The sequence below is a fragment of the Actinospica durhamensis genome (assembly GCF_018139695.1).
Lineage (GTDB): Bacteria > Actinomycetota > Actinomycetes > Streptomycetales > Catenulisporaceae > Actinospica > Actinospica durhamensis.
In genome coordinates, this window is the sequence record NZ_JAGSOG010000144.1 from 1 (window position 1) to 21,801 (window position 21,801).

At 72.5% G+C, this 21,801-nt stretch carries 18 protein-coding genes; 8 read left to right on the forward strand and 10 right to left on the reverse strand.

All coding sequences use genetic code 11. The features are described from left to right. Positions 1–41 precede the first annotated feature (41 nt). The 7 genes from KDL01_RS24520 (at position 42) to yicI (ending at position 10,208) form a co-directional block, all read left to right on the forward strand. Positions 42–1,145 carry an LLM class flavin-dependent oxidoreductase gene (locus KDL01_RS24520; RefSeq protein WP_212530944.1) on the forward strand — a complete coding sequence of 368 codons (1,104 nt, stop codon included), beginning with the start codon at positions 42–44 and terminating at the stop codon, positions 1,143–1,145. A 2-nt stretch (positions 1,146–1,147) separates the two neighbouring features. Further along, positions 1,148–3,478, forward strand: coding sequence for a molybdopterin-dependent oxidoreductase (locus KDL01_RS24525; RefSeq protein ID WP_212530945.1), 2,331 nt, complete (start codon positions 1,148–1,150; stop codon positions 3,476–3,478). Beyond that, positions 3,475–4,677, forward strand: coding sequence for an acyl-CoA dehydrogenase family protein (locus KDL01_RS24530; RefSeq protein WP_212530946.1), 1,203 nt, complete (start codon positions 3,475–3,477; stop codon positions 4,675–4,677). The genes KDL01_RS24525 and KDL01_RS24530 overlap by 4 nt, the downstream gene beginning before the upstream one ends. A 10-nt stretch (positions 4,678–4,687) precedes the next feature. Further along, positions 4,688–5,842, forward strand: a complete 1,155-nt coding sequence (locus tag KDL01_RS24535) for an LLM class flavin-dependent oxidoreductase (protein ID WP_212530947.1) — start codon at positions 4,688–4,690, stop codon at positions 5,840–5,842. After that, a complete protein-coding gene (locus KDL01_RS24540; protein ID WP_212530948.1) occupies positions 5,839–6,585 on the forward strand; it encodes an alpha/beta hydrolase in 747 nt (248 codons plus the stop codon). Before KDL01_RS24535 ends, KDL01_RS24540 begins: the two co-directional genes overlap by 4 nt. Continuing rightward, complete coding sequence (locus KDL01_RS24545) at positions 6,582–7,670, forward strand: LLM class flavin-dependent oxidoreductase (protein ID WP_212530949.1); 1,089 nt, start codon at positions 6,582–6,584, stop codon at positions 7,668–7,670. The genes KDL01_RS24540 and KDL01_RS24545 overlap by 4 nt, the downstream gene beginning before the upstream one ends. Positions 7,671–7,871: 201 nt before the next feature. Next, on the forward strand, positions 7,872–10,208 hold the full coding sequence (yicI, locus tag KDL01_RS24550) for an alpha-xylosidase (protein ID WP_212530950.1): 2,337 nt from the start codon (positions 7,872–7,874) through the stop codon (positions 10,206–10,208). Positions 10,209–10,224: 16 nt separating this feature from the next. Here yicI and KDL01_RS24555 read toward each other — a convergent pair whose 3' ends face one another. The 7 genes from KDL01_RS24555 to KDL01_RS24585 all read right to left on the reverse strand — a co-directional run bounded on the left by KDL01_RS24555 (position 10,225) and on the right by KDL01_RS24585 (position 17,160). Then, positions 10,225–10,950, reverse strand: a complete 726-nt coding sequence (locus KDL01_RS24555; RefSeq protein ID WP_212530951.1) for an ABC transporter ATP-binding protein — start codon at positions 10,948–10,950, stop codon at positions 10,225–10,227. After that, entirely contained in the window at positions 10,947–11,912 is a 966-nt protein-coding gene (locus tag KDL01_RS24560) for an ABC transporter ATP-binding protein (protein WP_246576925.1), read from the reverse strand. Before KDL01_RS24560 ends, KDL01_RS24555 begins: the two co-directional genes overlap by 4 nt. Positions 11,913–11,924: 12 nt before the next feature. Continuing rightward, positions 11,925–12,707, reverse strand: a complete 783-nt coding sequence (locus KDL01_RS24565) for a hypothetical protein (protein WP_212530952.1) — start codon at positions 12,705–12,707, stop codon at positions 11,925–11,927. A gap of 230 nt (positions 12,708–12,937) precedes the next feature. After that, a complete protein-coding gene (purU, locus tag KDL01_RS24570) occupies positions 12,938–13,840 on the reverse strand; it encodes a formyltetrahydrofolate deformylase (protein ID WP_368861640.1) in 903 nt (300 codons plus the stop codon). Positions 13,841–13,863: 23 nt separating this feature from the next. Further along, positions 13,864–14,730 carry a methylenetetrahydrofolate reductase gene (locus KDL01_RS24575; RefSeq protein WP_212530954.1) on the reverse strand — a complete coding sequence of 289 codons (867 nt, stop codon included), beginning with the start codon at positions 14,728–14,730 and terminating at the stop codon, positions 13,864–13,866. Positions 14,731–14,752: 22 nt separating this feature from the next. Next, entirely contained in the window at positions 14,753–16,093 is a 1,341-nt protein-coding gene (locus KDL01_RS24580) for an aminomethyltransferase family protein (RefSeq protein WP_212530955.1), read from the reverse strand. 134 nt (positions 16,094–16,227) lie between these two features. Next, positions 16,228–17,160, reverse strand: a complete 933-nt coding sequence (locus tag KDL01_RS24585; protein WP_212530956.1) for a LacI family DNA-binding transcriptional regulator — start codon at positions 17,158–17,160, stop codon at positions 16,228–16,230. A gap of 194 nt (positions 17,161–17,354) precedes the next feature. Here KDL01_RS24585 and KDL01_RS24590 point away from each other — a divergent pair, with 194 nt between their 5' ends. After that, complete coding sequence (locus tag KDL01_RS24590; protein WP_212530957.1) at positions 17,355–18,254, forward strand: LysR family transcriptional regulator; 900 nt, start codon at positions 17,355–17,357, stop codon at positions 18,252–18,254. A 38-nt stretch (positions 18,255–18,292) separates the two neighbouring features. Here the strand turns inward: KDL01_RS24590 and KDL01_RS24595 are convergent, their stop codons facing one another. Genes KDL01_RS24595 through KDL01_RS24605 form a run of 3 tightly spaced genes read right to left on the reverse strand, consistent with a single transcriptional unit; the run spans position 18,293 to position 21,459 of the window. Next, positions 18,293–19,132: a carbohydrate ABC transporter permease gene (locus KDL01_RS24595; RefSeq protein WP_212530958.1), complete on the reverse strand. Its 840-nt coding sequence runs from the start codon at positions 19,130–19,132 to the stop codon at positions 18,293–18,295. After that, complete coding sequence (locus KDL01_RS24600; RefSeq protein WP_212530959.1) at positions 19,129–20,091, reverse strand: carbohydrate ABC transporter permease; 963 nt, start codon at positions 20,089–20,091, stop codon at positions 19,129–19,131. The genes KDL01_RS24595 and KDL01_RS24600 overlap by 4 nt, the downstream gene beginning before the upstream one ends. A 21-nt stretch (positions 20,092–20,112) precedes the next feature. Then, positions 20,113–21,459, reverse strand: a complete 1,347-nt coding sequence (locus KDL01_RS24605) for an ABC transporter substrate-binding protein (RefSeq protein ID WP_212530960.1) — start codon at positions 21,457–21,459, stop codon at positions 20,113–20,115. Positions 21,460–21,801 lie beyond the last annotated feature (342 nt).

The following is a 21,801-nucleotide window of genomic DNA, read 5'->3' on the forward strand; positions in this document are numbered from 1 at the left end:
GCCCCCGTCCCCTCCCTCACCGTACAAGGAGCCTGATCCGCATGGCCCTCGAGTTCATCGGCATCGCGCACACCCGCCCCGGCAGCGAGTCCGAGGCGGCCGACCCCACCAGCCCGATCATCCAGCCCGACTACCTCAAGGCGATCGCCCGCGCGCACGAGGACTCCGGCTTCGACCGGATCCTGGTCGCGCACTCCTCGGCATCCCCGGACGGGTTCACCGTCGCCGACCAGATCCTGACCCACACCGAGCGGCTCGGCGTGCTGCTCGCGCACCGCCCCGGCTTCGTCTCGCCCACCTACGCCGCCCGCAAGTACGCCACCCTCGACGCCTTCCACCCGGGTCGGATCGCGCTGCACACCATCAGCGGCGGCGACGACAAGGACCAGGCCAGGGACGGGGACATCAGCGACAAGCCGGCCCGCTACCGGCGCTCGGACGAGTTCTTGAGCATCGTGCGCAAGGAGTGGGAGTCGGCCGAGCCGTTCGACTTCGACGGCGAGTTCTACACCGTGCGCGGCGGCTGGTCCGCGGTGCGCCCGGCCCTCGGCGGCATCCCGATCTACTTCGGCGGCGCCTCCGCGGACGCGATCCGGGTCGGGGGCAAGCAGGCGGACGTGTACGCGTTCTGGGGCGAGCCGCTGGCCGGGATCGCCGAGCGGATCGAGCAGGTGCGCGCGGCCGCCGCGCCGTACGGGCGCGACCCCCGGTTCAGCGTGAGCCTGCGCCCGATCCCGGCCGCCACCGAGGCCGAGGCCTGGGAGCGCGCGGCCGAGATCCTGGAGCTGACCAAGGAGCGGGCCGGGCAGCTGCGCAAGTCCTGGGGCTGGGGCGGCGCCAAGCGGGACCACGCCGAGGCGCGCGGCTCGCAGCGGCTGCTCGAGTACGCCGCCCAGGGCGACGTGCACGACAAGCGGCTGTGGACGGCCGTGGCCAAGGAGACCGGTGCCGCGGGCAACTCCACCGCGCTGGTCGGCAGCTACGAGCAGGTGGCCGAGGCGCTCGGCGAGTACGTGAAGCTGGGCGTCGGTACCCTGCTGATCCGCGGCTTCAGCCCGCTGGACGACGCGCGCGACTACGGCACCCTGGTGCGCCTGGTGCGCGAGTCCGAGCAGGCCGGCCGGCTCGTCGGAGCGGGTGCGTAACCATGACGAGCGCGGGTGTGCCGACGACATCGCACTGGGGTGCCTACCTGGCCCGCCCGGACGCGTCGGCCGACGGCGGGATCGCGGTGCTGCCGCATCCCGCCGACCCGGCGCCCTCGCCGCTGCTGGGCAACGTGGCCGGCGCGCTGCGCCACCGCACCCGGGTGGCCCGGCCCGCGGTGCGGCGCGGCTGGCTGGAGCGGGCGGCGCGGGGTCTGGACCCGGTGCCGAGCGACCGGCGCGGCGCCGAACCGTTCGTGGAGCTGCCCTGGGACGAGGCGCTCGACCTGCTCGCGGCCGAGCTGACCCGGGTACGTGAGCGGCACGGCAACGAGGCGGTGTTCGGCGGCTCCTACGGCTGGGCCAGCGCCGGGCGGTTCCACCACGCGCAGAGCCAGCTGCACCGGTTCCTGAACCTGTACGGCGGCTACACCTCCTCGCGCAACTCCTACAGCCTGGCCACCTCGCTGGTGGTGCTGCCGCACATCGTGGGGGACGCCGACACGGTGCTGCGACGCGCCTCGTCCTGGCCCACGATCGTCGAGCACACCGAGCTGATCGTGGCGTTCGGCGGCATCCCGGCCAAGAACGTGTTCGTCACCCCCGGCGGCGTCACCCGGCACGTCACGCCCGGCGCCCTGGACGCGCTCGCCCGCCGCGGCACCGAGGTGGTGCTGATCAGCCCACTGCGCGCGGACCTGCCGGGCAGTGCGCCGGCCACCGACTGGATCCCGATCGAGCCGGCCACCGACACGGCCCTGATGCTCGCGCTCGCCCACACGCTGCTGGCCGAGAACCTGTACGACCGGGAGTTCCTGGAGCGCTGCACCGCGGGCTTCGACGTGTTCGAGCGCTACCTCGACGGCCGTGCCGACGGGGTGGCCAAGGACGCCGCGTGGGCCGCGCCGATCTGCGGGGTGGCCGCCGAGCGGATCAGGGCCCTGGCCCGGCGGATGGCCGCGGCGCGCACCCTGGTGACCGTCACCTGGTCGCTCCAGCGCATCCAGCACGGCGAGCAGCCGATCTGGGCCGGGATCGCGCTGGCCGCGATGCTCGGGCAGATCGGCCTGCCGGGCGGGGGTTTCGGGCACGGCTACGGCTCGATGGGCGACGTGGGCGACCACGGCCCGGAGGCGCGCCTGCCCCACCTGTCGCAGGGAACGAACCCGGTGCGCACCTTCATCCCGGTGGCCCGGATCGCCGACATGCTGCTGCACCCGGGCGAGCAGTACGACTACGACGGCGCGCGGCTGACCTACCCGGACATCCGGCTGGTCTACTGGGCCGGGGGCAACCCGTTCCACCACCACCAGCACCTCGCCCGGCTGCGCCGCGCCTTCGCCCGGACGGACACGGTCGTGGTGCACGAGCCGTACTGGACCGCCAGCGCCCGGCACGCCGACTTCGTGCTGCCGGTCACCACCACGCTCGAGCGCGAGGACCTCGGCGGAGGGCGCCGCGACACGCACCTGATCGCGATGCACCGCGCCGCCGACCCGTACGCCGAGGCCCGCGACGACTACGCGATCCTGGCCGGCCTCGCGGACCGGCTGGGCTTCGGCGAGGCCTTCACCGAGGGGCGTAGCGCGCGCGAGTGGCTGGTGCACCTTTACGAACCCTGGCGCCCGAGCGTCGGCGCGCCGCCGTTCGAGGAGTTCTGGGCGGCCGGGCAGTTCGAGCTGCCCGCCGGGCCCGAGCACTTCACCCTGTTCGAGCACTTCCGCGCCGACCCGCGGGGCGCGCCGCTGCGCACGCCCAGCGGCCGGATCGAGCTGTACTCGCCCACCGTCGCAGGCTTCGGATACCCGGACTGCCCGGGGCATCCGGTCTGGCTGGAGCCGGACGAGTGGCACGGCGCGCCCGCCGCGCGCCGCTTCCCGCTGGTGCTCATCGCGAACCAGCCGAGCACCCGGCTGCACAGCCAGCTCGACGTCGGACCGGTCAGCCGGGCCGCGAAGGTGGCCGGGCGCGAGGCGATCCGGCTGCATCCCGCGGACGCGGCGGCGCGCGGCATCGCCGAGGGCGAGGTCGTGCGGGTGTTCAACGACCGCGGCGCCTGCCTGGCCGGGGCCGTGCTCACGGCGCAGGTGCGCCCCGGCGTGGTGCAGCTGCCGACCGGGGCCTGGTACGACCCGCTGCCGCAGCCGGGCGGCGCCGAACCGCTGTGCGTGCACGGGAATCCGAACGCGGTCACCGCCGACCTCCCCTCCTCCCGGCTGTCCCAGGGCTGCACCGGGCAGCACGCGCTCGTCCAGGTCGAGCGGTACGCGGGCGACCCTCCCCCGGTCACCGTGACCGCGCCGCCGACCCTGCTGCGAAAGGAAGACCTTTGAGTATCGACACCGACACCGCGCTCGACGCCCCCACGCTCCCGCCGCTCGCCCTCGACGCGCTGCCCGGCGTGGCCGCCGAACTCGCCGCGCGGGCCGAGGAGCACGACCGGGACGGCTCGTTCCCGCACGAGGGCGTGGCCGCGGTGCACCGGGCCGGGCTGCTCACCGCGACGGTCTCCGCCGAGTACGGCGGGCCGGGCGCGGGCATCGCGGCCACGGTCGAGATCCTGCGCACGCTCGGCGCGGCCGATCCCTCGGTCGCCCTGGTGACCGCGATGACGCTGTTCACCCACGCCGCGCAGGCCGCCGCGCCGAGCTGGCCGGAGCCGCACTATCGCAGCCTGCTGCGAGACTCGGCCGAGGGTCCGGCCCTTGTCAACTCCCTGCGCGTCGAGCCGGAACTCGGCACCCCGGCCCGCGGCGGCCTGCCCGCCACCACCGCCCGCCGGGACGCGGAGACCGGTGACTGGCTGCTGAGCGGCCACAAGATCTTCTCCACCGGCGCGGTCGGCCTGCGCTGGCTCGCCGTGTGGGCCCGCACCGACGAGGACACGCCGCGGGTGGGCTCGTTCCTGCTGCGCGCGCCCGAGCCCGGCCACATCCCGGGCCTGCGGATCGAGCCGACCTGGGACCACCTCGGGCTTCGGGCGAGCCGCAGCGACGACGTGATCCTGGACGCGGTGCGGCTCCCGGCCGACGCGGTGTCCGGGCTCGTGGATCCCACCGCCACCGATCCGCGCCGCGACCCGGGCCTGGTGGTGTGGAACAACCTGGGCCTGACCGCGCTCTACCTCGGTGTGGCCGAGTCCGCCCGGGACTGGCTGGTGCGCTTCCTCAACGAGCGCACCCCGAGCGCGCTGGGCCGGCCGCTGGCCACCGTGGCGCGCTTCCAGGACGAGGTCGGGCTGATCCAGGCCCAGCTGATCACGGCCGGCGACCTGCTCACCGGCCTCGCCCTGCGCCACGACGCCGGCGATCCGCAGGCCGCCGCGCACGCCGCCGCGGCCAAGCTGATCGGCACCCGGGCCGCCATCGACTCCGTCCAGCGCGCCGTCGCGCTCGTCGGCAACAACGCCCTGACCCGCCGCAACCCGCTGGAGCGCCACCTGCGCGACGTGCTGTGCGCCCGCGTACACACCCCGCAGGACGACTCGATCCTCGGCGCGCTCGGCCGCGCCACCCTCGAAGCACACAGATAAGGACACCCCCATGCCCGTCGAGTTCATCGGCATGATCGCCACCAAGCCCGGCTCGGAGTCCGCCCGCGCCGACGGCCCCGTCATCGACCCCGGATACACCCGCCGCTTCGCCCGCGCCCACGAGGACGCCGGCTTCGACCGGGTCCTGATCGGCTACGGCTCCGGCTACCCGGAGGGCGCCCAGGTGGCCGCGTACGCCGCGGCGCACACCGAGCGCATCAGCCTGCTGATCGCGCACCGGCCCGGCTTCGTCGCCCCCACCCTGGCCGCCCGCCAGTTCGCCACCCTGGACCAGTTCAGCGGCGGCCGGGTGGCGGTGCACACCATCACCGGCGGCAACAACGCCGAGCAGCGCCGGGACGGGGACTACCTGGAGAAGGACGAGCGCTACGCCCGCACCGACGAGTACCTCGAGATCCTGCGCCGCACCTGGGAGTCCGAGGAGCCGTTCGACTACCAGGGCGAGTACTACAAGTTCGAGGACCACTACGCCGCGACGAAGCCGGCACACCGGATCCCGCTCTACTTCGGCGGCTCCTCCCCCGCGGCGTACCGGGTCGGCGGCAAGCACGCGGACACCTTCGCGCTGTGGGGTGAGCCGCTGAAGGAGACCGCCGAGCAGATCGCCTCCGTGCACGCGGCGGCCAAGGCGGCCGGGCGCACCGAACTGCCGGGCATCTCCGTCTCCTTCCGCCCGATCCTCGGCGCCACCGAGGAGCTCGCCTGGGAGCGGGCCGAGGGCATCCTGGCCCGGATCCAGAACGGCGGCACCTCCTTCTTCGCCACCAAGGGCCGCTCCTGGATCTCGCCGGACCGGCAGCCGGAGAACGCCGGCTCGCAGCGGCTGCTCGCCGCCGCGGCCAAGGGCGACCTGCACGACCGGGCGCTGTGGACCGCCCCGGCCAAGGCGACCGGCGCCGGCGGCAACTCCACCGCGCTCGTCGGCACCCCGGAGACGGTGGCGCAGGCGTTGCTGGACTACGTCGACATCGGCGTGACCACGATCCTGATCCGCGGCTACGACCCGCTGGACGACGCGATCGACTACGGACGCGAACTCATCCCGCTGGTGCGCGCGGAGGTGGCCCGCCGGGACGCGGCCGCGGCCGCCGCGTCCACCGACGCTTCCGCCGACGCCGACGCGCTGGTCGGAGCGGCCCGATGAGCAACGCGATCCTCACCTGGGAGCCGCCGCAGCCCGGCCCGGCCGTGCGCGGCACCGTGATCCTGCTGCCCGGCCGCGGCGAGCACCCCGGCGTCTACGAACGCTTCGGCCGCCGGCTGGCCTTCGACGCGTACACCGTGCACGCGATCGCCGCGCCGCCGCAGCAGGACCCGGCGGACCTGCGCGACCAGATCGCCGCACTGGTCGCCGCTTCGGCCGGCCCGGTGGTGCTGGCCGGTTCGGACACCGGCGCGCTGCACGCGCTGGCGCTCGCCACCGAGGGCAAGCTGGATGTGGACGGCCTGCTGCTGGTGGGCCTGCCGGGCGCAGGGTTCGATGACGCCGCGACCGAATCCCCGGAGTGGGAAAGGGAACTGGAGCTGCGCACCGGCTGCCCGACCCACCGCGGCCGACTGACCGAGGACCCCGAGTTCACGCGGGGCAGCCTGTTCGACCCCGTACCCGAGCGGCTGAGCGCGTTCCTCGACCTCGACGACGCGGCGTACGCGGCAGTGCAGGCGCACACCCTGGTGCTGCACGGAGCGTCCGACCTGCTCGCGGCGCCGGTGCTGGCCGCCGCGCTGGCCGGGCGGCTGCCGCGGGCCGCGCTGGCGCTGGTGCGCGAGGCTCCGCACGACGTGCTCAACGACGCCGCGCACCGCAGCGTCGCGGCGGCCGTGGTGCAGTGGCTCGAGGCGCTGCGCTCCGGCGCCCCGGACACCCCGTTCGTCGCCTCCGCGTGAACGCACCCGTGTTCCACTGGTTCCTGCCGACCTCCGGGGACGGGCGCGACGTGGTCGGCTGGGTGCACGCGAAGACGGCGACCGGCAGCCCGCGCGAGGTCGGGCGCGCTCCCGATCTCGGCTACCTGGCCGACGTCGCGCGCGCGGCCGACCGGCTCGGATTCGAGTCCGTACTCACCCCGACCGGGACGTGGTGCGAGGACGCGTGGATCAGCACGGCCGCCCTCGCGCCGCTCACCCGGCGGCTGAAGTTCATCGTGGCGCTGCGCCCCGACGCCCTCTCGCCCACCCTCGCCGCGCAGATGGCGGCGACGTTCCAGCACCTGTCCGGCGGCCGGCTGGCGCTGAACGTGGTGACCGGCGGGGACGACGCGGAGCAGCGCCGCTACGGCGACCACCTCGACCACTCCCGCCGCTACGCGCGCACCGACGAGTTTCTCAGCGTGCTGCGGGGGGCGTGGTCGGGCACGCCGTTCGACTTCGCCGGCGAGCACTACCGGGTCGAGGGGGCCACGGTCGGGCGCCTGCCCGAACCGCCGCCCACGCTGTTCCTCGGCGGCGCCTCCGAGGCCGCCGCCGAGGTCTCGGCCCGGCACGCCGACGTGCACCTGATCTGGGGCGAGCCGCCCAAGGCGGTGGCCGAGCAGATCCAGCGGGTGCGCGACGCGGCCGAGGCGCGCGGGGACGGCCGGGTGCCGCGCTTCGGCGTGCGCTTCCACGTCGTCACCCGCGACACCGCGGAGCAGGCCTGGGCCGAGACCGACCGGCTGCTCGAGGCGATGGACCCGGAGGCGATCGCGGTGGCCCAGAACCGTTTCCGCGCCTCGGCCTCCGTCGGCCAACGCCGGATGGCCGCGTTGCACGGCGGGAGCAAGGAAGGGCTCGAGGTCTACCCGAACGTCTGGGCCGGCTTCGGCCTGCTGCGCCGCCACGCCGGCACCGCCCTCGTCGGCAGCCACGAACAGGTCGCCGAGCGGATCGAGGAGTACCGCGCGCTCGGCGTCGAGCACTTCATCCTCTCCGGCCAGCCCCACCTCGAAGAGGCCTACCGCGTCGCCGAGGGGGTACTGCCGCTGCTGCGCTGATCCGGCTTCCGCCGTGACCGGCGAAGATCGTTAGGGAAATTTAATCGAAGCGGTTCGACAACCGTATCCTGCTGGCCATCCACGCCCTAGGCCTTCCAGACCGCGCGTGGATGGGATTAGCATGGGCCCGCGCGTCGAAGCGCTTCGAAACCTTTTCGGAACCTCGGCGCCATCCGCGGAACGACTGCGAGGGAGCTGTCCGTGAGGTTCACCGATGGCCGCTGGCTCATGCGACCCGGCGTGCGACCGGCTTATCCGGCCCAGGTACTCGATGCTGAGGAGACCACCGGCGGGCTGGTGATCCACGCCCCGTCGCGGCGGATCACCCGCCGGGGCGACCTGCTCGACGGCCCGGCCCTGACCGTGACACTGGGCGCTCCGCTGCCCGGCGTGATCTCGGTGCGGGTGACGCACTTCGCGCGGCCGGAGCCAGGTCCGGACTTCGCGATCGAGCAGGCGGACCCGTCCGCCGACGCGGGCCGGCTGACCCGTGCCGAGGACGGCACGCTGCTGTTCGCCTCGGGCGAGCTGACCGCCAGGATCTCGGCCCCGGGCGAGGCCTGGGCGCTGGACTTCCTGGCCGACGGCCGGCGGCTGACCGGCAGCGGCGCGCACGCCATGGCCGCGCTGGAGACCGATTCGGGCCACTACCTGCGCGAGCAGCTCGACCTGGGTGTGGGCCACTTCGTCTACGGGCTCGGCGAACGCTTCGGCCCGCTGGTGCGCAACGGCCAGAACGTGGAGATGTGGAACGCCGACGGCGGCACCGGCAGCGAGCAGGCGTACAAGAACGTCCCGTTCTTCCTGACGAACGCGGGCTACGGCGTCTTCGTCAACCACCCCGGCCGGGTCGACTACGAGGTGGCCTCCGAGGCGGTCAGCCGCACGCAGTTCAGCGTCGCCGGGCACAGCCTGGAGTACTTCCTCATCCACGGCCCGAGCCCGCGCGAGATCCTGGCCAGGTACACCGCGCTCACCGGCCGCCCCGCGCTCCCGCCCGCCTGGTCCTTCGGCCTGTGGCTGACCACCTCGTTCACCACGAACTACGACGAGGAGACCGTCTCCGGCATCATCGAGGAGATGGCCCGGCGGGAACTGCCGCTGTCGGTGTTCCACTTCGACTCGTTCTGGATGCGCGAGCACCAGTGGTGCGACTTCCAGTGGGACACCCGGATCTTCCCGGACCCGGCCGGGATGCTGGCCCGGCTCAAGGCCACCGGCCTGCACATCAGCGTATGGATCAACCCGTACATCGCGCAGCGCTCACCGCTGTTCGCCGAGGGCGCCGCGGCCGGCTACCTGCTCAAGCGCGCCGACGGCACGGTGTGGCAGACCGACCTGTGGCAGCCGGGCATGGGCATCGTGGACTTCACCAACCCGGCCGCCCGCGACTGGTTCGCCGGGAAGCTCGACGCGCTGCTCGAAATGGGCGTGGACTGCTTCAAGACCGACTTCGGCGAGCGCATCCCGACCGACGTGGTCTACTTCGACGGCTCGGACCCGGAGCGGATGCACAACTACTACACCCACCTGTACAACCAGACCGTGTTCGAGGTGCTGCGCAAGCGCCGCGGCGACGGCGAAGCGCTGGTCTTCGCCCGCTCCGCGACCGCCGGATCCCAGCAGTTCCCGGTGCACTGGGGCGGGGACTGCGAGGCCACCTTCGAGTCGATGGCGGAGAGCCTGCGCGGCGGGCTGTCGCTGGGCATGTCCGGATTCGGCTTCTGGAGCCACGACATCGGCGGCTTCGAGGGCACCCCGTCGCCCGCGCTGTTCAAGCGCTGGATCGCCTTCGGCCTGCTCTCCTCGCACAGCCGCCTGCACGGCAGCCGGTCCTACCGCGTCCCGTGGCTGTTCGACGAGGAGTCGGTGGACGTGCTTCGGTACTTCACCGGCCTCAAGGCGCAGCTCATGCCGTACCTCTACGCGGCGGCCGACCAGGCAGTGCACAGCGGCGTGCCGCTCATGCGCGCCATGGTGCTGGAGTTCCCGGACGACCCGGCGTGCGCACACCTCGACCGCCAGTACCTGCTCGGCGACGACCTGCTGGTGGCCCCGGTCTTCACCGAGGACGGCGAGGTGAGCTACTACGTCCCGGCCGGCACGTGGACGCACGTACTCACCGGCGAGCGCGTACAGGGCCCGGGCTGGGTGCGCGAACAGCACGGCTTCCAGAGCCTCCCGCTCCTCGCCCGCCCCGGCTCCGTCATCGCCGTCGGATCAGAGACGCAGCGCCCTGACTACGACTACGCCGACGGCGTGACCCTGCGGATCTTCGAGCTCCCCGACGGCGCGAACGTCACCACCCGCATCGTCGCCGCCGACGGCACCACGGCCGCGGTCTTCACCACCACTCGCGAGGGCCACACGGTCACAGTCGAGGCGAGCGATGCCCCGGCACACTGGAAGATCCAGCTCAGCGGCGTCGAGCACGCCTCGGCCGACGGCGCGACGGTGACGCAAGACCGGCTCGGCCTGATCGCCGAGCCGACCGGCCGGGTCGTGGCCTTCCAGCTGGAGGGCGAGTCCGAGAGCTGACGTCGGGACGGGCGGCTCACCCGACCTGCGCGACGGCCGGCTCACCCACCCGGCCGTCGCGCAGGTCGAAGACGGTGTCCGCGATCTCGGCCAGACGGCGGTCGTGGGTGCTGAGGACGACGGCGGTGCCCTCGGTGTCGGCGATCTCGCGCAGTAGGCGGGCGATGCCCGAGCCGGTGCGCGAATCGAGATGGCCGGTTGGCTCGTCGGCGATGAGGAGATCGGGTTTCCGGGCGAGCGCGCGGGCGATGGAGACGCGTTGCTGCTGGCCGCCGGAGAGCTCGGCGGGGCGGTGTTCGGCGTGGCCGGCGAGTCCGACCACGCCGAGCAGGTGGCGCACGCGCTCGTCCCGGCCGTGCGGGTCGGCGCGCGAGAGGCGCAGCGACATGCCCACGTTCTCCTCGGCGGACAGGTACGGGATGAGGCCGAAGGACTGGAACACGAAGCCGATCCGCGTCCGGCGCAGCAGCACCCGCCCCCGGTCGGAGAGGCCGGCCAGGTCCGTCCCTTCGATCGCGACCGATCCGGAGGTGGCCAGGTCGAGGCCGCCGAGGATGTTGAGCAGGGTGGTCTTGCCCGAACCCGAGCGGCCGCGGACGGCGTGGATGCGCCCGGCCGTGACGTCGAGATCGATGCCGCGCAGCGCAGTGACGCGGGTCGCGCCGCAGCCGAAGGAACGGGTCACTTCGTGCGCGCGCAACAGCGGCACGTTCTCGTTCTCCGGCAGCGGTTCGGTGCTCACGCCTCGTCCTCCTCGGGCTTCGCAGGCTCAGGCTCCTGCTGCGCCTCGCGCTCCGGCCACACCTCGATGTGGCCGGGCTCGCGGGTCAGGCGAACCAGGTTCCTGATGCCGAGCGGCTCGGTGAACTCGGGCGGCAGCTGGACCCGGCCGGTGCGGTCGACCACGGCGTACTCGACGTCGGCGCGCCGGGGGCGGGTCGCGCCTTCGCCGTCGGCCTGCGCGTCCGCCGCGCCGGAGGCCGGCTCGTCGCGATGCGTCTCCGTGGCGGTGCGGCCGTCCCGGATCGCCACCGTGCGCCGCACCTGGCCCGCGACCTCCTCGTCGTGGGTGACGATCAGGGTGGTCACCCCGTGCGCGGTATTGGCTTCGCGCAGCGCGGCCATGACGATGTGTGCTGATTCAGCGTCGAGCTCTCCGGTCGGTTCGTCGGCGAGCAGCAGCGTGGGCGAGTTGGCCAGCGCGACGGCGATCGCGACGCGCTGCTGCTCGCCGCCGGACAGCCGGCCGGGCGTGCGGTCGCGACAGTGCGCGACGTCCATCGAGTCGAGCAGCTCGAGTGCGCGGGCACGACGGGCGGCGCGGCCGACGCCGTTGTACCGCTGCGGCAGCGCGACGTTCTGGAGCGCCGTCAACTGCGGCAGCAGGTTGCGCGGCGGGCTCTGCCAGACGAAGCCGACGCTGCGTCGCCGGTACAGCATGCGTTCGCGTGGGCCGAGCCCGGCCAGCTCTCGGCCGTCCACCCGGACCGAACCGGCCGACGGCGCGTCGAGACCCGCGAGGATGCCCAGCAGCGTCGACTTCCCGCTCCCCGACGCCCCCACGAGCGCGATGAGTTCGCCCTGCGCGACGTGCAGGTCGAGCCCTTGCAGAGCTTGGACCTCCAGATTGTCGGTGCGGTAGATCCGCACCAGCGACGTGCACTCGATCGCCGGCGGGAGCGTCGGATCGGAAGCGGTCATCATGGCCAAGTCTCCCTAGTCTCCCTGCGCCTGGTCGCCGAGGCGCAGGGCTCCGGCCGCGCCGCGCCGGGCGAGCGCGGCGCCGAGCAGCCCGGCGGCCAGGGCCAGCGGAATGAGCGCGGATACGGGCGCTGCGAAGGTGGCCGGGCTCAGCCGTGTGCCGGAGCCGCCCAGGACCGCGGAGAGTGCAGGCCGCACGGCCCACGGCAGCGCGAACGCCGTCAGCGTGCCGCCGACGACGGCGAGTAGGACCGGAGCGGCGAGCTCCACCAGCATGACGCCGTGGCCCTGTCCGGCCGTCATACCCGTGACCGTCAGCCGCGCGGTGCTCGCCCGGCGCTGCGCCGCCTCCCCGAAAGCGGCGAGTGCGACGATCAGGCACCCGGCGGCCAGGGCGGCCGCGGCGAGGGCGGCGAGATAGCTCGCGGACGGCTGCGCCAGCGGCTGCGTGGCAGAGGTCTGCGTCGCGGCGCCACCGGGGGTGCGGTGCAGGGCGAGTGTGAGGTCCGCGGTGCTCAGCGCCAGCGTGAGGATGAACACGGTGACGGCCGCCGGGGCGGGCGTGCGGGCGATGCGCCCGAGGCCGAGCAGCAGGATCGCGCCACGGCGGCGGCGCGACCAGCGCAGCAGCAGCCGCAGCACGGGCGGGCCGAGCGCCAGCGTCACGACCGAGGCAAGCGTGGAGGCGAGCAGCGGGGCGCAGGCGGTATAAAAATCAACGCCGCCGCCGGCCGCGAGCCCGCTGGTGTGCGCCTGATCGAGCCCTGCGATGCACAGCGCCGCTGCCGCCGCCGTCACCACCGCGGGTCCCGGGGGAGAGCGCTCTCCAAAGACTGGCCGCAGCAACTCCGCGGTGTCAACCCTCTCCCCCGGTTCCACACCGAACCCGCTGGCGCAGGGCACTGCGTCAGTGCAATGACACGCAGGACCGCTCGCCCGCACGGCTGAGGTCGGCCCGCAGGTACACGCTTGCCCCGCCGCGGCCGCGCAGAGAGTTTGCGGCTCCCTGCGCGGCCGTGCGTCGTACCTCAGCCGAAGACGATGGTGTGTCGGCCGTTGCGGATGACGCGGTCCTCGGCGTGCCAGAGCACGGCCCGGGAGAGCACCGCGCGCTCGACGTCCGCGCCGCGCCGGCGCAGGTCGGTGGCGGTGTCGGCGTGCGTGACGCGGACCACGTCCTGCTCGATGATCGGCCCTTCGTCGAGGTCTTCGGTGACGTAGTGCGCGGTGGCGCCGACGAGCTTGACGCCGCGTTCCTTGGCCTTGGCATAGGGGCCCGCGCCGATGAAGGCGGGCAGGAACGAGTGGTGGATGTTGATGATCGGCACGCCGAGTTCCTCGATGAAGGCGCCGGAGAGGATCTGCATGTAGCGTGCCAGCACCACGAAGTCGACGTTGCCCTTCAGCAGCCGCAGGTGCTCGGCCTCGGCGGCCGACTTGTCCGGCCCCATCGAGGGGACGTGGAAGAACGGGATGCCGAATCCGCGCACCTCCTCGGCCATGGCGGCGTGGTTCGACACGACCATCGGGATGCTCACCGGCAGTTCGCCGCGCCGGTGCCGCCAGAGCAGGTCGAGCAGGCAGTGGTCCGAGGTGGAGGCGAACACCGCCATGCGCTTGGGCACGGACAGGTCCCGCAGGGTGTATGAGAGCCCGTAGGGCCGCTTGACCTGCTTGTCGAGGTCGCGGGCGATGTCGGGCAGCACGGCCTGCAGGTCGTCCCGGCTGAACACGGTGCGCTGGAAGAACGCGCCGCCGTGCGGATCGTCGGAGTACTGATCGAGCGAGACGATGTTGGCCCGGTGCCGGCTGAGCACGGCGGCGACCGCCGAGACGATGCCGATGCGGTCCTCGCCCTGCACGATCAGCGACGCGAGCGTACGCGGGGCGGCGCCCGGGGACCGCGGGACGGCACCCGTCGTGCGCGCCACGGGGATGTCGACGGTCGTCGCGGTCAACGTCGGCCTTCTTCCTGGAAGCGGATGATCCATTCGGCGCTGGCCCGGAGCCCGCCGAACGTGTAGAAGTGCACCTTCAGCGCGCCGTGCACGGCCGGGTCGTAGCCCTCGGCCAGCGCGCGCAGGAACCGGTCGGGCCCGGCCGTGCCCATCAGGTTGGTCAGCGAGAGCCCGTACTTGCGGGCGATCGAGGCGCTGGTGCCCACGCCGAACCGGGCGGCGAAGCCCAGCAGCCGCCGCACCCCGGCCGGGCCGGGAACGCCGACCCGCACCGGCAGGTCGATCCCGCACTCGCGCACCTGCTGCACCCAGCCGAGCACGGCGTGCGCGTCGAAGGCGAACTGGGTGATGATGCTGCCGGCCAGCTCCTGCGCCTGGAGCTCGAAGTACTTGTCGGCCAGCGCCCCCCACAGCGCGTGGTCCGGGATCGAGGGATGACCCTCGGGATAGCCGGTGATCCCGACGGACCGCACCCCGTGCTCCTGCAGCAGACCACTGCGGATGACGGAGAGCGCGTCCGGATACGGCCCCTGCGGCGTGGTCGGGTCCCCGCCGACGACGAACACCTCCTCGCCGACGCCCCCGCCCACGCCCCGCAGCCCGACGAGGTACTCCTCGAGCGCGGCCGGCGTGGCCAGGCGGCGGGCGGAGATGTGCGCGACGGGCCGGAAGCCGAGCCGCTCGGCCTCGCGGGCGGCCTCCAGCCGCATCCGCACGTCCTCGTTGCCGAGGTAGGTCACGTTCACGCGTGTGCCGGTCGGCAGCAGCCCGCCTACTTCGACGAGCCCTGCGACGTCCTTGCCCGTCATCTCCACCGAGAAGTCGTCGAGGAGATCGAGCACTTCGACAGCATCGGTAGGCATCGCCACCGTCCCGCGACTCGGCTCAGCCATTGCGGCGGTAGAGGGTGCGCGCGTACCGGTTGAACGGGGCCGGCTGGACGGTGGCGCGGATGCGCGGGAAGCCCAGGTCGGCATCCGCGGCGGTGCCGGGTCCTGGGTGCTCGCCCCAGACGACCTCGACCGGTGTGCCGGGCTCGGCCAGCTCCCGGTCCACCAGGGCCAGCGCGAGAATCGTGCCGGCCGGGTCGATGCTCGCGGTCTGCATGGTCACGCCGACCGGTTCCCCGCCGCGCTCGACCCGGTTGCGGGCGTAGGTCAGGTGGAACTCGAGCTCCTCCCCGTCGCCGAGCACCCGCCGCACGTCGTCGATGTCGAACACGAGCGTGACCTTCGTGCGCCGGACCTCGTCCTCGGCCTGCTCGAGCGCGTCCCGGCCGATGAAGTCGTGGTCGAAGGCTATCGACCGGCCGTAGCCGAGCTCGAACGGCGAGCAGTAGTAGTCCTCGATGTCGGGCGAGTACAGGCTGCCGCTGAGGGGCCGCTGCCCCTCGATCCCGAACAGCGGCAGGTAGCCGCGGTAGTCGGCCAGGTCCGGGTCGGTGTAGATCGCGGGCACCGGCGAGGGAATCCAGCCGCTCTCCACGCTCGGCGTGGTGTAGGCCAGCGCCCCCACGCGCTCAAGCCCGAGCGGCTCACCCGCCTCGACAAGCGCGTCGTGCACCGCCTCGGCGTGTTCCCACGGCCCGATGAACTCCCATCCGGCCTGTCCCGCCATCCCGTGTCGCAGGGCCCTGAATGAGCGGTCGCCGAGCGAGACCGGCGCCGAGTGGAAGAACTTCACCGGCGGCAGCGGCCCGCCGAACACGCTCTCCACCAGCTCCGCCGCCCGCGGTCCCTGCACCTGGTACCGGAACAGCTCCGGATCCCGGCCCTGTCGGAACGCCGAGGACGGATCGGTCCGGAAGGACACGTCGTAGCCGCCCCGCTCTGCGTGGTACTGCACCCAGTGCTGCGCCGCCGGCACCCCGGAGAGCGTGAACGCCTCCTGCCCGTCCCGCGCCAGAATCCCGTCCGTCACGATCAACCCGCGCGAGGTGACCGGCACGAACTGCTTGGCCTGCCCGATCGCGAAGTTCGCGAACGTGTTCGCCCCGACCGAGCTCAGCAGCCGCAGCGCGTCCGGCCCGGAGATGAAGAGGTCGAACATATGGTGGGAGAGATTGAGCAGCGCCACCGCCTCGTGCCAGGCCCCCTGCTCCTGCCGCCACCCCCCGTACTCGGGCGCCACCACCTCCGGCGTCCACGGCGCGGCGTTGGCCTTCCACAGCAGCGCGACGGGCGAGCCCGCCTTCTCGATGCCGTCCTGCAGACTGGGCTTGGGCATGCGGCTCCCTCTTCCTTGAGCGAACTAGAACGTTCTAGTAGTGGCGCTAGAGCAGCACCTTAGAGCCGATCACTAGAACGTTCTAGTAGCCCGCGACGTTCACCTTAGCTTTCGTCGGGCGATGGGAAGCCTGCTCAGACCGATTCGCGCGCCACGACGTGGCCGGGATCCGGGTCGAGGGTGCCGGGGTCGAGATTCAGGAGGGAGCGGGCGGCGCGGCGGCCGTGGACTTCGGCGTCGATGTGGACGGAGGTGAGGGCGGGGACGGACAGCTCGCCGCCTTCGGTGTCGTCGAAGCCGATGACGGCGAGATCGCCCGGCACCGAAAGGCCCAGGTCTCGGGCCGCGCCGAGGGCACGGAGGGCGATTTCGTCGGTGAACGCGGCGATCGCGGTTACCTGCGGGTGCTTGCCGCGAAGGCGGCGCAGGGCGGCCGTGCCGGACGCGCGCGGGGAGGGTAAGTCCACGACGACGGGTGCGGGCAGGCCGAGGGTCTGGGCGTGCCGCGCGGTGAGGCGGTGGCGGGCTTCGGTGAGGGCGGAGTGCGCGGTCGGCAGCGCGAGTGCGATGTGGGTGTGGCCGTGGGCGGCGAGGTGGCCGATCTGCAGGGCCACGTGGGCGGCCAGACCGCCGCGCCAGCCGCCGCCCATGTCTTCCAGGTCGTGGCCGGTCATGTAGGACTCGCCGAAGCGGACCACCGCCCGCGGCTCGATGGCCTGGACGATCTGCTCGGTGGCGCGGTCATCGTGGGAGCCGTGGCGCACCATCAGCACGTGGCCGTGGGCGGCGAGTTCGGCGTCGAGGCCGCGGATGTAGCTGCGGGCGTAGTTGCCGTCGTAGGCCCAGTCGACTTCGAGCACGACGACCCTCGAGGAGCCCTCACGCAGCGCTCTGGCCACGCCGCTGGGCACGTAGCCCAACTCGCGCGCGGCGGCCCGGACCCGGTCGCGGGTCGCCGCCGAAATGGTCTGGTTCGGGTTGTCGGCCAACACGAAGCCGGCCGTGGACCGGGAGACCCCGCTGGCCGCGGCCACGTCGTTGAGCGTCACCCGCCGCGGGGTCGCCATGGGACTCCTTCGCACCCGGTCAAGACGGCACAGTCTACGACCGCCGCCGCCTTGCCGTTGATCACGACGCGGAACGACGTATTTTCCGACCCGCGACGCGCCCGTCGGCCCGGCCCGGCGGGGTTGTGGCCGGTGATCAAGCGGGGCAGACTGGGCCACCGGCTGACCGAGAAGCGGCCCGGACAGGAGGCGTCGTGGATATCAGCGGTCTTGACATGAATGCGCTGATGCCGCTGCACGCGCTGCTGGAGCTGCGGCATGTGACGCGGGCGGCGGAGAGCTGCCATATGAGCCAGCCCACGATGAGTGCGTACCTGGCCCGGTTGCGCCGGTACTTCGACGACGAGCTGATCGTGCGGCGCACCGGGGCGTACGAGCTCACGCCGCTGGGGCACCGGCTGCTGCCGCTGGTCACCGAGGCGTTGACGGCGGCCGAGAGCGTGTTCCGCACGCGCGCCGGGTTCTCGCCGGAGACCAGCGGGCGGCGGTTCGTGATCTCCTGCTCGGGTTACGCGACCGGCGTGATCGGGCAGCCGCTCGGGGCCCGGTTCGAGGCGTGTTCGGCCACGCTCTCGGTCCAGTTCTGCGCGCTCAGGGACGGGTTCGGGGAGCGCGATCTGCTTGAGGCGGACCTGGTGATCGCGCCGCTCAGCTTCAGTGTGCCGGCGGAGAGCGAGGAGCTGTTCAGCGACGACTTCGTCTGTCTGCTCGACCGCGGCAATCCGGCGGCCTCGGCCGAGTTGACGCCGGAGACGCTCGGTTCGCTGCGGCATGCCGGGGTCAGCCGCCGGTCCGGCTCGCCCACGATCGCGCACAAGCTGATCGACGGCCTCGGGCTGCGGACGCGGGTGGCGGTGCTCACGGACGAGTGGGCGAATCTGCCCTGGCTGGTGCAGGACACCGACCTGGTCGCGCTGGTGCCCCGGCGGGTGGCCGAGCGGGCCTCGCGCACGGGCAGCTTCGTCATCCACGAGGTGCCGGGCTACGACCGGGCCCGCTTCACCGAGTCGATGCTCTGGCACCCGAGCCGCAGCGCGGACCCGGGGCTGCGCTGGCTGCGCGAGCAGTTGCGGGCGGCGCTGGGCCGGCCCTGACACACCGTCGCGCGGAGTGTCAGGGCCCGGATGCGTCCTCAGCCGGTGACGCCGCCCTCGGTCAGTCCCGACAGCACCCTGCGTTGCAGGAACACGTATGCGACGAGCAGCGGCAGGCTGGAGAGCACGACGTGCGCGAACACCAGGTTCCAGGCGACTCCGTGGGTGGAGGTGGAGGCGAACTGGAACAGGGTGAGCGGCAGCGTGGACTCGCTCGTGTTCGGCAGCAGGAACAGTGCGAAGAAGAAGTCGTTCCAGACCGAGATGATCAGCATGACCGACGCGGTGACCAGCACCGGGGCGAGCAGCGGCAGGATCATCTGGCGATAGATCCGCCACCTGCCCGCGCCGTCGAGCGCGGCGGCCTCCTCGTAGTCCACCGGCAGGGTGCGGATGAAGCCGGTGGCGAGGAAGACCACGACGCCCAGGCGCGTACCCGTGATGGTCAGCAGGTAGCCGAGGCGCGAGCCGTTGAGTCCCAGCTGCGTGAGCACGTACACGGTGGGGATGATCGCGGGCGGCAGCACGATCGAGAGCGCCGTGGCGTAGTACGCGACACGCAGTGAACGGGACTGCGAGCGCGCGTACGCCCACGCGGCCATCGAGCCGAACAGCAGCACGGCCGCGATGGTGGGCACGGCGATCAGCAGACTGTTGAGCAGGCCGGTGAAGTACGAACCCTGATCGATGACGGTGCGATAGTTCGCGACCAGGTTCCACCGGCTCGGCAGCCCGAGCGAGAGCACGCTGGCGTCGCCCTGGGTCTTGAAGGAGTTGACCACCAGCATCCACAGCGGCAGGCCGATCCACGGCACGGCGAACAGGCCGAGCAGCCCGCAGCGCAGCCACGTGCGGGTACGAGTACGGGTCCTGTTCACATCTGCACCTCTCGCCGACGCAGCCAGCCGATCAGCGGGACGGCGGTGACCACGACCAGCAGCGTGATGACGAAGCCGAGCGAGCTGGCGAGGCCGAAGAAGCTCTGGCCGTATTCGTTGTAGAGCGCGACGTTGAGCACCGAGGTGGCGTCGCCCGGGCCGCCGCCGGTGGTGGCGAACACGACGTCGAGGGCGCTGAACGCGCCGACGAGGGTGATCACCACGTTGAAGGTGAACGCCGGGGCCAGCAGCGGGAAGGTGACCGAGCGGAAGCGGCGTACCGGGCCTGCGCCGTCCAGCAGCGCGGCCTCCGGGATCTGACGCGGAATCCGGTTGAGCCCGGCGATGTAGACGAGCGTGACCAGGCCGGTCCACTTCCACGCGTCCACGCCGGCGACGCAGACGAGCGCGGAGAGGTTGTGGCCGAGCCAGTCGTAGTGGAAGCCGCCGGGGACGACGAGCGAGATGACCGCGTTGAGCGGCCCGTTCTGGGTGAGCACCGCGCTCCAGATGTAGCCCGCGGCCAGCGGTGAGATGAGCACGGGGACGAAGTAGAGGGAGCGGAAGAAGCCGTTGACCTTGTCGGTGCGCTGCATCGCGAGGGCGAGCGCGAGGCCGACGATGTTCTGCACGAGCATGGAGACCAGGGCGTAGCCGGCCGTGACCTCGGTGGCGTGGGTGAGCACGCCGAGCTGCTCGAGCAACCGGAAGTTGGCCAGCCCGTCCCAGCGGATCACGGAGCTGTAGCCGGTCCAGCGGGTGAAGGCGAAGACCGCGTTGGCGGCGAACGGGATCAGGAAGAAGACCAGCACGAGCAGGATCGAGGGCAGGGCGAAGGCGAGGCGCGCCAGGCCGTGGCCGCGTCGGGCGCGTGCCGCGCTCCCCGGAGTGGGGAGCGCGGCACGCGCGACGCGGCCGGCGCGACGGGTCTCGCGCGCGGGGGGCGTCAACAGTTGCATGGGGGTCCGGGTCCGCTCTGGTCAGCTGCCCGCGGCGGCGGACGCCTGCAGGTAGTAGTCCTGGACCTTGTCGGCGACCGCCTGGGCGTCCTCCTGGCCGGCCAGCAGCTTGGCGGATTCGGGCCCGAAGTTGCCCGAGCCGGGGACCTGCGAGTTCCAGGTGAGGGTGGCGCCGTCGCGGTAGGCGGCGTCGATCTGCTGCATCAGGCCCTGCATCTTCGGGGTCGCGGTGCCCGAGAGCGTCGGGATCGTGGCGGCCTCGTCGATGTACGCGCCGTAGCCCGCGCCGGTGACGTACTCGATGAACTGGATCGCGGCGCGCTCCTTGGTGGTGTCGCCGGTCTTGGGCACGTAGTAGGTGCCGAGCGGGCTGGGCGCGTAGCCGGCGACCGCGGAGGTCGCGGACACGCCGGTGAACCCGACCGCGGCGTCCACGCTCGCGTCGTTCCCGCCCGCGTCGGCGTCGAGCATGGGGACGCTGTCGGAACCGTTGGCGACCATGGCGGCCTTGCCCGCGAGCACGTCCTTGAGCGAGGTCTCCCAGGTGCCGGTGGCGGAGTCCGAGTTGAAGCAGCCGGCCGACTTGAGCGCCGCGTACGCCTCGAGTCCCTTGACCAACGGGCCGTTCGGGTCGTTCAGCTTGGCCTCGCCGGACAGGATCGAGGCGGCGTACGTGTTGCCCTTGTTGTACTGGGCCACGTAGTCGAAGGAGGAGAGCACCTGCTGCGGCCAGCCGGATCCGCCCGCCTCGTACAGGGGTATGACGCCGGGTTCCTTGGCCTTGAGCACCGTACAGTCGTGGGCCAGGTCCGCGTAGGTCTGGGGCACCGAGAGCCCGGCCGCGGCCAGGACGGACTTGTTGTAGAAGAGGCCGAAGACGGTGGGCATGCCGATGGTCGCGGCGTAGGTCTTGCCGTCGAGGCTGCCGGAGAGCGTGGCCAGCTGTCCCTCCTTGGCCACGAAGGACATGGAGGACAGGTCGACCATGGTCTGCGAGCCGTTGAGCGCGAGCAGGTCGGTGCGGTTGCCGTGCCACTCCAGGATGTCCGGCCGGGCCCCGGTGGCCCACTTCGTCTGCACCGTGGTCGGGAAGGTGCTCGCCGGGATGTCGACGAACTGGAGGGTGTTGCCCGACTCCTTCTCGTAGGCCTTGTACAGATCGAGCAGCGCCTGCGGGTCGGCTGTGTTGTGCCACAGGGTCAAGGTGACGCCGGTGACCGCGGAGCCGCCGAACAGGGAGGAATCCGCGGACGCGTCTCCACTGCCGGCCGATCCCATGGTGTTGGAACACGCGGTGGCCAGCAGGCTGGTCGCGACCAGGGCGGCGGCGAACGCGGCGGATCTGCCGCGGGCTCTCGAGATGTACATCATTGTCAGCTCATCTCCTCGATCGATCAGTGCAGGGTAGTGCAGGGTCGGGTCGTGCAGGGTCAGGTGATACGGGGTCGGCGAAATCGGGGTCCGCGCAATGCGGGGTCCGCGAAGGCTTGCGGCGAAGCGCCTGCGGCCGTGGGCCCTGCCCGCGGCACCGGGTGTGTGACGGGGGAATCCCGGGCGGCGTCGGCTCACGCCCGGGGAAGCGGTCCACGGCCGAGGGGGCCGGGTGGTGAGCACGACGCTCCCACCGCCACGCCGGGCGAGGCAAGGTCCGGGGCCGTTCGGCCTCATCGGATTCCCCTATGTGGCACATAGGGGAACACCATTTCCCTC